The organism is Porticoccus sp., assembly GCF_041592135.1.
In the GTDB taxonomy this organism is placed as follows: domain Bacteria; phylum Pseudomonadota; class Gammaproteobacteria; order Pseudomonadales; family Porticoccaceae; genus Porticoccus.
Genome location: NZ_JBFHQR010000078.1, coordinates 1 through 10,584 on the forward strand (window position 1 = coordinate 1; position 10,584 = coordinate 10,584).

16 protein-coding genes and 1 riboswitch are annotated in these 10,584 nt (G+C 56.8%); of the genes, 4 read left to right on the top strand and 12 right to left on the bottom strand.

Going from position 1 to position 10,584, the window contains the following annotated elements; all coding sequences use genetic code 11:
• The 7 genes from ABY948_RS08070 to ABY948_RS08100 all read right to left on the bottom strand — a co-directional run.
• The coding region (locus ABY948_RS08070; RefSeq protein WP_461482016.1) for a proton-conducting transporter transmembrane domain-containing protein at positions 1 to 928 on the bottom strand (928 nt) is incomplete at its 3' end.
• Positions 922 to 1,272, bottom strand: coding sequence for a cation:proton antiporter subunit C (locus ABY948_RS08075; protein WP_461482017.1), 351 nt, complete (start codon positions 1,270 to 1,272; stop codon positions 922 to 924). The genes ABY948_RS08075 and ABY948_RS08070, both read right to left, overlap by 7 nt.
• Entirely contained in the window at positions 1,272 to 2,261 is a 990-nt protein-coding gene (locus ABY948_RS08080) for a Na(+)/H(+) antiporter subunit B (RefSeq protein ID WP_461482031.1), read from the bottom strand. The genes ABY948_RS08075 and ABY948_RS08080 overlap by 1 nt, the downstream gene beginning before the upstream one ends.
• A 24-nt stretch (positions 2,262 to 2,285) precedes the next feature.
• Positions 2,286 to 2,606: a monovalent cation/H(+) antiporter subunit G gene (mnhG, locus tag ABY948_RS08085; protein WP_461482018.1), complete on the bottom strand. Its 321-nt coding sequence runs from the start codon at positions 2,604 to 2,606 to the stop codon at positions 2,286 to 2,288.
• Entirely contained in the window at positions 2,603 to 2,875 is a 273-nt protein-coding gene (locus ABY948_RS08090; RefSeq protein ID WP_461482019.1) for a monovalent cation/H+ antiporter complex subunit F, read from the bottom strand. Before ABY948_RS08090 ends, mnhG begins: the two co-directional genes overlap by 4 nt.
• Complete coding sequence (locus ABY948_RS08095) at positions 2,876 to 3,385, bottom strand: Na+/H+ antiporter subunit E (protein ID WP_461482020.1); 510 nt, start codon at positions 3,383 to 3,385, stop codon at positions 2,876 to 2,878.
• A 24-nt stretch (positions 3,386 to 3,409) separates the two neighbouring features.
• A complete protein-coding gene (locus ABY948_RS08100; protein ID WP_461482021.1) occupies positions 3,410 to 3,853 on the bottom strand; it encodes a Rap1a/Tai family immunity protein in 444 nt (147 codons plus the stop codon).
• A 187-nt stretch (positions 3,854 to 4,040) separates the two neighbouring features.
• Here ABY948_RS08100 and ABY948_RS08105 point away from each other — a divergent pair, with 187 nt between their 5' ends.
• Together ABY948_RS08105 and ABY948_RS08110 are read left to right on the top strand one after the other, a co-directional pair.
• The gene (locus ABY948_RS08105; protein ID WP_461482022.1) at positions 4,041 to 4,766 is read left to right on the top strand and encodes a response regulator; all 726 of its coding nucleotides are present in this window, start codon (positions 4,041 to 4,043) and stop codon (positions 4,764 to 4,766) included.
• Entirely contained in the window at positions 4,763 to 6,124 is a 1,362-nt protein-coding gene (locus tag ABY948_RS08110) for a sensor histidine kinase (protein ID WP_461482023.1), read from the top strand. Before ABY948_RS08105 ends, ABY948_RS08110 begins: the two co-directional genes overlap by 4 nt.
• A gap of 117 nt (positions 6,125 to 6,241) precedes the next feature.
• Here ABY948_RS08110 and ABY948_RS08115 read toward each other — a convergent pair whose 3' ends face one another.
• The 3 genes from ABY948_RS08115 to ABY948_RS08125 form a co-directional block, all read right to left on the bottom strand.
• A complete protein-coding gene (locus tag ABY948_RS08115; protein WP_461482024.1) occupies positions 6,242 to 6,703 on the bottom strand; it encodes a hypothetical protein in 462 nt (153 codons plus the stop codon).
• Positions 6,704 to 6,810: 107 nt separating this feature from the next.
• Positions 6,811 to 7,599: a M90 family metallopeptidase gene (locus tag ABY948_RS08120; RefSeq protein ID WP_461482025.1), complete on the bottom strand. Its 789-nt coding sequence runs from the start codon at positions 7,597 to 7,599 to the stop codon at positions 6,811 to 6,813.
• 99 nt (positions 7,600 to 7,698) lie between these two features.
• Positions 7,699 to 7,821 carry a DUF488 family protein, N3 subclade gene (locus ABY948_RS08125; RefSeq protein WP_461482026.1) on the bottom strand — a complete coding sequence of 41 codons (123 nt, stop codon included), beginning with the start codon at positions 7,819 to 7,821 and terminating at the stop codon, positions 7,699 to 7,701.
• A gap of 266 nt (positions 7,822 to 8,087) precedes the next feature.
• Positions 8,088 to 8,285: riboswitch (cobalamin riboswitch) on the top strand.
• Between the two features lie 45 nt (positions 8,286 to 8,330).
• Here ABY948_RS08125 and bluB point away from each other — a divergent pair.
• Positions 8,331 to 9,149, top strand: a complete 819-nt coding sequence (gene bluB / locus ABY948_RS08130; protein ID WP_461482027.1) for a 5,6-dimethylbenzimidazole synthase — start codon at positions 8,331 to 8,333, stop codon at positions 9,147 to 9,149.
• Positions 9,150 to 9,178: 29 nt separating this feature from the next.
• On the opposite strand, the gene ABY948_RS08135 is transcribed toward bluB, so the two are convergent.
• Complete coding sequence (locus tag ABY948_RS08135) at positions 9,179 to 9,415, bottom strand: zinc-dependent peptidase (RefSeq protein WP_461482028.1); 237 nt, start codon at positions 9,413 to 9,415, stop codon at positions 9,179 to 9,181.
• 85 nt (positions 9,416 to 9,500) lie between these two features.
• Entirely contained in the window at positions 9,501 to 9,848 is a 348-nt protein-coding gene (locus ABY948_RS08140; RefSeq protein ID WP_461482029.1) for a hypothetical protein, read from the bottom strand.
• 313 nt (positions 9,849 to 10,161) lie between these two features.
• Here ABY948_RS08140 and ABY948_RS08145 point away from each other — a divergent pair.
• The coding region (locus ABY948_RS08145; RefSeq protein ID WP_461482030.1) for a potassium transporter TrkG at positions 10,162 to 10,584 on the top strand (423 nt) is incomplete at its 3' end.

Genomic DNA, 10,584 nt, shown 5'->3' on the forward strand with positions numbered 1-10,584 from the left:
AATAGGCAAACAGACGTTTGATATCGGGTTGGAAAATGGCCACCAGAGAGGCGACAAACACCCCGGCCAGACCAAGGGTCAGCAGGATACCGTGCAGGGGCAGGGCCGATGAAGCGAACTGCTCCCCGAACACGGAGAAATGCAAACGTATCAGCAGGTAGACCGCTACCTTTGTCGCCGTGGCAGCCAGGAATGCGGTCACTAGCGACGGCGCGTAGGCATAGGCGTTGGGCAACCACAGGTGCAACGGAAACAACGCCAATTTCAGGCACACCCCCACCACAATAAAGACAAAGGCGGTAGAGGCAGTGCGGCTGCCCGCAGCGTCAGGTATCCGTGCTGCAAGATCCTGCATATTCAGGGTGCCAGTCAGGCTGTACAGGAACCCAATGCCAATGAGGATAAAAGTGGCGCCGATGGTGCCCACAATCAGGTATTGGTAGGAGGCCCACAGGGCTCGCCGATCCTTGCCGTAGCCAATCAGTGCATAGGTAGCCAGGGATGAGATTTCCAGGAATACAAACACATTGAAGATGTCCCCGGTGGCGACAATCCCCAGCAGACCCGCCAGGCAAAGGAGGTAAGTCACATAGAAAAAGGTCTGCTTTTCCGGGGGGATTTCCCGCTCCAGCCCCGTTCCGGCCGCCGCAATCACCAGCGTGGCGATGCCACTGACCACCAGCATCACATAGGCCGACAAAAGATCGATGCGGTATTCGATTCCCCAGGGGGCATCCCAGCCACCCAGGCCGTAACTGAGGGTGCCGTGCTGGTAGACCTGGTGCAGTAACAGCATACTGATCGACAGGGAAAGCCCGCAGACCAGCACGGTGAAGATCCACACCAGACGGGATCTATCCAGCAGCAGGCAGGCGGGTGCGGCCAGTAGCGGGACAACTACCTGCAGAATGGGCAGCTGACTCAACACTCCAGGTCCCTCTGCTGCAGTTCTTCTTCCTCCACCGTGCCATAGGCGTTGCGAATCCGTATCACCAGCGCCAGCGCCAGCGCCGTGGTGGCAATGCCGACCACAATGGCGGTGAGAATCAGCACATGGGGCAGGGGATTGGAATAACTGTTTACTCCCTCGGAAAAAATCGGTGCCGAACCACCGCTGACCTTGCCGAGACTGATATAGAAAATAAAGACCGAGGTCTGGAACAGGTTGAGACCGATGAGTTTTTTGATCAGGTTGCCCTGCACGATGACGATATAAAAGCCGGTCATCATCAGCAGAATCACCACCCAGTAGTTATATAGCTCCGTCAGCATCAGGCCACTTCCTCAGGGTGTACTGTGGCCGAAGCGAAGGCGTAAAAGATCAGGATCATTGCCGACGCAACCGTTATGCCTACTCCCAGCTCAATAACCAGTATTCCCAGATGCCGACCGGCCAGAGGCTCCGGCAGCAACTGGCTGTAGTCGAGAAAATTGCCGCCACTCAGCAGACAGACCACGCCCACGCTGCCGTAAATCAGCACACCGCACGCTGCCAGTATCTGCAACAGCGCCGGTCGCACCACCCGCTGGGCATGGCCGAAGCCAAACAGCATGGCGTAGAGGATGATGCCGGCGGCAAAGATAACCCCCGCCTGAAAGCCGCCCCCCGGACCATATTCGCCGTGGAACTGCACGTAGAACGCAAACAGCAGAATCAATGGAATCAGCATCTTGCTGACCACCCGAAGCACCCGATGGTCATACATGTTTGCCCGCTCCTTCACAGAGCCGGATGACGCGGCGCGGCCAGTAAACAGCAGCCCTAACACGCCCATGGCCGCGGTGAAAATCACTGTCACCTCCCCGAGTGTGTCGAAACTACGATAGTCCGCCAGCACGGAGGTCACCATATTGGGAATCCCGATCTCTTTCGGGGACTCCTCGATGTATCGCACGGCCACATGGTTGTGGGGCGGGGCATCGGCGGAACCAAATGCAGGCATATCCAGTGTCCCCAATACCAGCGTGGCCCCGGTGATGGAGACCAGGAGCAGTGACATCAGCGGGCGCCGATAAGCAGTCTGCTCATAACGCCCCACCAATGCCAATGCCGCCAGCATCAGCAGTGGAAAAATGCCCGCCCCCACTGCCGCTTCGGTAAAAGCCACGTCGACAGCATCCGCCGACACAAAAAAGCTGGCCGACAACAGGCCATAGATACCGGCCAGCATGACCGCAGCGAATAGATCACGCAGCCAAGCAATGGCCAATGCGGTGATGACCAGTAACAGCAGCAATGCGATGTCCAGTACAAGTTCGATGAGCCTGCTCCTAGCAAAGTTGTTTCAGGATGTTTCATTCCTGCCGGGATCAATGCCCAGTCCACCGTGTACCGCCGCCTTCGCCAACGCATGACTGGCAGTAGGACTGGTAATGAGGATGAACAGTAGAATTAGCAGCAACTTGAACATCACGATGCCCCAGCCTGCCAAGGGCATCAGCCCCACCAGAATGAGGCTGGCGGCAAGCGTTTCGGTCACACCGGCGGCGTGCATCCGGGAGAATACTTCAGGGAAACGCAGCAGCCCAATGCCACCGGATACCAGCAGGAAAACACCGCCGCCCAGACAAAGAACGCTGATCCCTTCCAACAACAGGGCGATCACGGATTATCCCTTTGCGGCCGATCATTACTGTATTCGAAGTAACGAAGTACCCCGATGACACTGATGAAGTTGATCAGCGCATAGACCAGGGCGATATCCAGAAAGTCCGGTCTGCCGAACAGGAACCCCACTACCGCAATCAGCAACACGGTCTTGGTGCCGAACACATTCACCGCCAGAATGCGGTCATAGATGGTCGGACCCAGCAAGGCCCGGCTCAACGCCATGACCATGACCACCAACAGCGCAACTACCACCACCGTCAACATCTAGGGCTCCAGCTCCGCCACCCGGCGCCTCATTTCACCTTCCCGCAGTTCCTCAATACCGGCCCGGGTGAGCGCATGTACCAGCACAGTGTCATCGTCCATGTCCATTGCCACGGTGCCGGGCGTCAGGGTGATGGCATTGGCATAGATCACCCGCCCCAGGTCGCTCTTCTGGCCGAGGGGAAGGCGGGTTACACAGGGACTGATGGAGCAATTGCCAAGCCAGATGTGGCGTACCACATCGATATTGCTGCGAATGATTTTGACGGTCAGCCAGATGAAAAACCTGGGAAGCCTAAAGGTCAGGTGCAGCGGCTGGGATTCCTGGTCCACCACCTTCAGACACTGCAAAACCCAGATCACGAAAATGACTGAGGCAAGACCAAACCCCAACAGCAATGGTGAGTAGTGACCGGAATTGCCCAACCAGAGCACAGCCAGGAGGCAGAATAGGCTTAGTCTGTATTTCAGGGCATCCGCTCCTGACTCATATCTGCTCTGGAGCTTCATCGCTACGACACTCCGAGCAGGCCATCAGGGACAGGAAAAGTGTTTTTTGAGCACGGCCGAGAGCACCTCGGCTCCACTGGAACTACCTGCTGCCGAGCCCGCTTCACTGTTCAGCTTTTCAATCACCTCCGACAGCGTCAGCCCTGGTGGAAAACAGTAGGGATTGCGACCAACGACACCTTTCGTAATCATCTGTCCCCTGGCACGGGTCTCCAGCGCCCGCCGCTGGAAGGAGTCGTCTTTCTGGAGAGTCAGTTGATCGATGGCGTCCAGATAACCCTGTATATAGGCAAGGCATGCCGCCTGACCTTCATTGCCGCCACCTTGCCCGCCGGACGATCCCCGACAGGACGACAACAGGGTTTCGCCACTCATGGGTTCTATGGCCTGCCCCTCGCTAATCATCAAGCCACTTAACATCAGGAAAACGACGAAGTGACCGGTTATGGTTTTCAGTACGTTCTGCACAGGATCACCACTTGTTATAATTCTCCAGCTACTCTCTCACCCATGTAGCGGAAAAGTATTACGAAAAATGTAACAAATTGTGTCGATCAATCTCTGTCGTGTACTGGCCGATTTTCTGGTGTAAGGTAGCGGTTGACGCAGCTGCCAGCAGAAAATAACCCCTACCTCTTCAGCCGGCTGACTCCTTATGAATGCAAACAGTTTCCTGGCATCGCCCCACATTCTGGTCGTCGACGACAACGAGGACATCCGGGATCTGGTCTCCCGATTGTTGACCTCCGAAGGCTACAGCGCCTATGTCGCCGGGGATGGCGACGAGATGTTTCAGAGACTGACCGAGTCAAAACCCGACTTGATCCTGCTGGATGTCATGCTGCCCCACCGCGACGGATTCGAACTCTGCCGCCAGCTTCGCTCCGACCCCGGCATGCCGCCGATCATCATGCTCACCGCCAAGGATGAGGAAATCGACCGGGTAGTGGGACTGGAGCTGGGCGCGGACGATTACATCGTCAAACCCTTCAGCGGCCGGGAGTTGATCGCCCGTATCAGGGCCGTGTTGCGACGCACCCGCAGCGAAGGGGTGCAGCACACCGGCACCATCCGTTTCGGCCAATGGCGGTTTATCCCGGCACACATGGAGATCCTCGACGATCACTCCATTGCCACCCCGCTTTCTGCAAGTGAGACGGCTCTGCTGCTTGTTTTCGTGCAAAACCCCGGCATTCCTCTGTCCCGGGACCGGCTGCTGGACCTCACCAAGGGCCGCAACAGCACGCCCTTTGACCGCAGTATCGATATTCAGGTGAGCCGTTTGCGACGCAAGCTGAGAGACGACGGCAAACACCCGCAAATCATCAAAACGGCCTGGGGTACCGGTTATATTTTCTCCTGTAGCGTAGAGAAGTCGTGACCCGACTGCCAACCCTTTCCCTGAAAGCCCGGGTCACCCTGATTCTCTGCGCGGTGTTCGTGCTCTCCCAGATCGCCAGCCTGCTGCTGTTCGAACAAAACCGCGAACGCAATATCCTGCTGACCGAGGCCACCGATCTCGCCGACCGCATCATCGGCATCGTCAACCTCGCCAGCAGTTTCCCCAACCAGGACCGGGAGCAAATCCTCGCCGCGGCGCAAACCCAGTTTCTGGCCACCTTCCCGGAGATCGTCTCCATTGACGAGGTCGCCTGTCAGGAAAACGCCTTCGCCGAGCGCATGGGCGCGCGCATCAAGACCGCTTTCCAGACGATACCCGGGCTGGACGGAGAAATCTGCGTACGCAGCCTGGACTTGCCCCAATTCGCCGGCAAGCAGTTTTCATCCCGCGGTTTTGATGTACTGGTCTTTGTCAATTTTCCCGATAGCGAGCAAACCATTTTTCACGCCATTCTGCCCAAGGGCAGTTCGCTGTTGGCTGACTCGGTGCTCGCCTATCTCCTGCTGGTGGCCCTGATCGCCCTGCTGCTGACCTGGTTTCTGGTGGGCAAGGCCACTGCTCCCCTGCAACGACTGGCCAGAGCCGCGGATACCATAGGCGTCAATCTCGACACCCCGCCACTCGACGGGGGTGGTCCGCCGGAAGTTTCCCGCGCAGCCCAGGCCTTCAACCGCATGCAAACCCGCCTATCCCGTCTGGTCCACGGTCAGACTGAGATGTTGGCGGCAATTTCCCACGACCTGCGCTCCGCCACCACCCGGCTGCAACTGCGTGCGGAACTGCTCGGAAACGACGCAGAACGCAATGGCCTGCTGCGGGTAGTGAGCGACATGAAACAGATGATCGAATCGGTGCTTGCCTATGTGCGCGGCTACGAGTCCAGCGAGCCGGTTCGCATGGTGAACGTCACGGCCCTGGTGGAAAGCCTGTGCGACGACCTGCGCGACGAAGGCGTCCAGGTCACCGACGACAACCGGTGCGACCCAGTCACCCTGCCCTGCCGGGCCAGCCTGTTGCGCAGGGCGCTGCAGAACATCATCGACAATGCCATCAAATACGGTCACACGGCGCACATCGAGCTGACCTGTCCCGGCGAATACCTGGTCATCACCACCAGCGACTCGGGTCCGGGAATTCCCGAAGATCAACTGGAAAAGGTCAGCCAGCCCTTTTACCGGCTGGAACGATCCCGCAGCTCGGAAACCGGTGGCATCGGCCTGGGGCTGTCAATCACCCAGAACATTATCCGCAACATGGGGGGATTCCTGGCATTGGCCAATCGGTCGGAAGGCGGATTGAGAGTGGAAATCCACCTGCCCCTGAATACTTCTCGTTGAGTGCGCCTCAACAAAAAACCCGACCGCACAGTCGCTGGCCGGGTTCAGTTTCTACACCTGTTCAATCGCGACTGCCGCCGTCAGCCTCCCAACGGCTTTACGGGTACCGGTGGGCAGTTACGCCTGCCTCCCGGCCCGGAGCAGGCCATACAAAGTGAGCAACAACGCGAGCGCGATGGTGACACCACAGAGCATCAGGGTGGCGGTAACCAGCGAATTGTCGATGCCGTGGGGTGGCGGAAATTTTTCACTGAGGGTTGGCATCAGCGGTGATGTGGCACCAAGAAAGGCCGCCATCACCCCTGCCGCGCCGTTGCTCCAGGTGCCGACCTGCAACAGCGCAAACCACAATTTCAAAGTCAGCGATCCCAGGCGCAGTTCATTCACCAGCAGGCCGAGCACAATCATCAGCACGCCGTTGGCGGTGAACTCGATATGGGCCATCACAATGCCGCGAAACCACTCCACGGCGGTTGGGGGAATAAAACCGACCACACAGCCGACGGTGATTTGCAGCACGCCCAGAATCAGCGTCCAGCGTCGCAGAGTGGCTTTCAGGCAAACGAGATTAGTGCTCATAACCCGATGATCTCACTCGGATGCTTACTTCAGTTGAAGAATAATTTTTTACACCGAACCCGAAGTATAGTGTCATCCAGCCCAAATCATCCTCAACCACGGACAGGCTACATAGCCGGTATTGCTAGCGGCACCGGCTGCTGGCGATAGAACTGACACAACAGCCGATAGACCTCGGGCATGGCTTCCTTCATGGTTTCTGGCGCCTCGAAAAACGCCTCGCTGCACACCGCAAAGAATTCCGCCGGACTGGTCAGGGCATAGTCATCGAGTGGCAACGGACGGTGGTGTCGCCAATCATTCTGCAGGCGATCCCAGGCCGCCGTAAAAATATCGTGCCATTCGCCGGGGCGCATGTCCGGGTGCATCGGCGGCGCGCCGTTGGCGCCGTCGCGCAACATATCGAGCTTGTGGGCCAACTCGTGAATCACCACATTGCTGGCCCTGCCGTGGCGCGTATCCGCCCCGCTTTCGCAAATATCCTGCCAGGACAAAATCACCGGCCCCCGATACCAGGCTTCGCCGCTCAGGCCGGGGCCTCGAGAATGAGTCACGCCATCGTCGGTGCGATAGGGGCGGTTCGGCACAAAGGCGTCCTCGTAGAGAATCACCGTCTGCCAGCGGTCGTACCAGTGCAGACCGAGATGCAGCACGGGCACACAGGCCATGGTGGCCAGTTTCAGGCACATGGCGTCATTGAATTGAAACCCGCTACCGGAAACAAAGGTCTTGCGCACCAGAAAGCGAAAGCACATCTCCCGCAGGGCGTCGCGCTCGGCACCCTGGTAGCGCTGCATCACTGGCCAGTCGGCAATGGCGGATTCCCACTGCTCGGCGGTAAAAGCCATTTTTTTAATACGGCGGTTTTCCAACCAGTTTCGCAATCTCTTAAACATAGTTAACGCGCCATATCCAAGTGCAGGAAAATGTCTTGAATGGACCAAGATTCAATAGGTTTTTACGCTGACCTCAGATATCCACTGACCCCAGATACCCTACCAGTTTTGCGAGGCAAACTCGCTCTTGGGCACGCCCCGTAGCGGACGGCGGACCGTGCCGATGCGCAGGCCTTCATCCTTTGCCTTGTCTGTACCGAGACGCACAATGTGGATGGTCATTGATGGCTCCTCTGCTCATTCAATCTTTGAATACAACCGCCGTGGACGCGGCCTTGATCCGACCCCGCTATTGAAAAATGGCACTCATCCATAACTGGATTACAGGACAGTCCTACGATTTCCTCAAGGAAAAGAGCGCGCTAAAGGACCACCTAAAGGGGTAGGTTTTATTTGACCCTATTGATTGCAGATCGTCTTTCGGGGATCGATCTTTTTGTCGCTTCCGCGCCTCGTTGTTTGACAGTATCGTGGCGACTGCCTATAAAGAACGCCTTGTACTTTCAGGTGCCCGAAACCAGCCTACGGTAACGGGAGAATCGGGAAATCGGTGTAACTCCGATACGTGCCCAACGCTGTGAAGGGGATTACGCAGAACGGATCATGCGGCCACTGGCATATTGCCGGGAAGGCCTCTGCGTAGGATGAACCTGAGTCAGAAGACCGGCCTGACAGTGAATTCGTAGTGTTTGGACAGGCGCTGCGCTTATTTCCATATAAGGGGAATACTTATGGAAAACCCGCAGACAAGCGCTGCCGCAACTGCCGACAACCGTGATTCCATCAACCGCACCGCGGTCACCCAACGCCCTTCGGAGGCCGATCACCAGCCGGCCGTCGATTTTGACGATGCCGATCGCCAGGGGCTCTACAAAACCATCTTCAATCGCCGTGACGTCCGAGGGCAGTTCAAACCCGACGCCATTCCCGATGAGGTATTGAGCCGGGTGCTCTACGCCGCTCACCACGCCCCCTCGGTTGGCTTTATGCAGCCCTGGGATTTCATGGTGATACGGGATCCGGCGGTGAAACAGCAGGTCCACGAAGCCTTTACTGTCGCCCATAACGAGGCGGCGGAGATGTTTCCCGAGGCGAAGCGCGACACCTATCGTAAGCTCAAGCTCGAAGGCATCATGGAGTCGCCGGTCAACATCTGCATCACCTGTGATCGCGAGCGCACCGGACCAGCGGTGATCGGCCGTACCCATATCAAGTCGATGGATGTCTACAGCAGCGTCTGTGCGGTGCAGAACCTGTGGCTGGCGGCCCGGACCGAAGGGCTGGGAGTGGGCTGGGTCAGTATCGTCAAGCTGCGGAAGCTACAGGAAGCATTGGGCATCCCCTCCAATATCGTGCCGATCGCTTATCTCTGTGTCGGGTATGTCAGCCACTTCTACCAGAAACCGGAGCTGGAAAGCGCTGGCTGGTTGCCTCGAGTACCGCTCGAGGAGCTGATTCATTTCGATCAGTGGCACAACCACCGTCACGCTGACGAGGAGTCGTTGATCGAGCAGATTCAGGCGTTGCAAGGATTCCCTCACAGTTTCTAAGCGCGTTCAGTGATGCTCCAGGGCCTCGATCAGGCGTGATGCGGACCCCTTTGATGGGGACCTCTGGGATGCACCACGCCATCCTCGGTGCGATAGGGTCGGTTCGGCACAAAGGCATCCTCGTAGAGAATCACCGTCTGCCAGCGGTCATACCAGTCCAGGCCGAGATGCAAGAGGGGGACGGCCATGGTGGCTAGCTTCAGGCACATGGCGTCGGTGAAAAATGCCAGCACACTGCGGGGTAGGCTGACCTTTAAGGCAACCATACCGTGAACCCCCTCCACGGCGGCAGGAGGGAATAAAGCCAGCCACACAGCCTGCAGTGATTTACAGGATACCCAGAGGCTGTATCTAGTTACGGCCCTTCCGCCGATGGCCGATCTTTCTACCCCAAATGATTCCCACTGCAACCGTGGTGAGTTTCAAATAAGTCGTGAAGGCGGCCCAGTACAAGTCCTTCATTTGGTGCTCCTTCAAATAGTCTCCAGGCATGGCTGCCAAGGTTCCCAGTGCAGCAAACAGAAATCCCCAGCCCAATCCATAACGCCAGGAAACAACTACCACGGGGAACAGGTAGGGCAGGATCGACACTATCGGCACACTACTTTTCCGGTTTAACACAGCAAGAAACAATAGCCACAGCGAAGACAGTACCAGATCCCGTATGAAGCCGAGGTACCTGCTTTGATAGGCGCTCATTGGTCTGGACCAACCGTCGTCATTAGCATTGGATACCGTTGAACTTTCCCTTGAAGCTGGCAACCTACGCTACTGAATGCCACTGTAAAGTTTCCACCACCCCGGACTCACCTCACATAAAGATTACGTAAAAAAAGCCCTCATCTGTCGATGACCCCGGTTTTTTTACGGTTTCTTTACTTTCTGCTGTGAGTGCCATCTAGAGACTTTATGTGCCGTCTGCATAGGCTTCAAAGGATCGTTGTCGTATCCGGTTCTGAGAATGCAAAAAAGCTCGCGGTTGGTCACCGTCTTACACTTATGCAGTTTTCTGGTGTTACTTTACAGTCTTTCCATGCCTGTACCGGCTTTAGTCGGATTGGTCTTTAGCGAAGAGGACCTGACCTCCTTTCTTATAACATTTGTCCTGGCATTTTTCGTTGGGCTGATTGGCTGGCAGATTACCAGCCGTGGTGACAAGACACTGCAAACTCGGGACGGCTTCATTGTGGCCGTACTTTTTTGGCTGATCTTTTCCGTCATCAGCGCCATGCCTTTTTACCTGGACAGCCGTCTCAACCTTTCCCTGTCCGATGCTGTGTTTGAAGGGGTATCCGGCATCACGACGACTGGAGCCTCGGTGTTGAACGACATCGACAATTTGCCAAAATCTATCCTCTATTACCGCGCCCAATTGAATTTTCTTGGAGGCCTAGGAATCATTGTTCTGGCGGTGGCTGTCCTGCCGTTTCTGGGG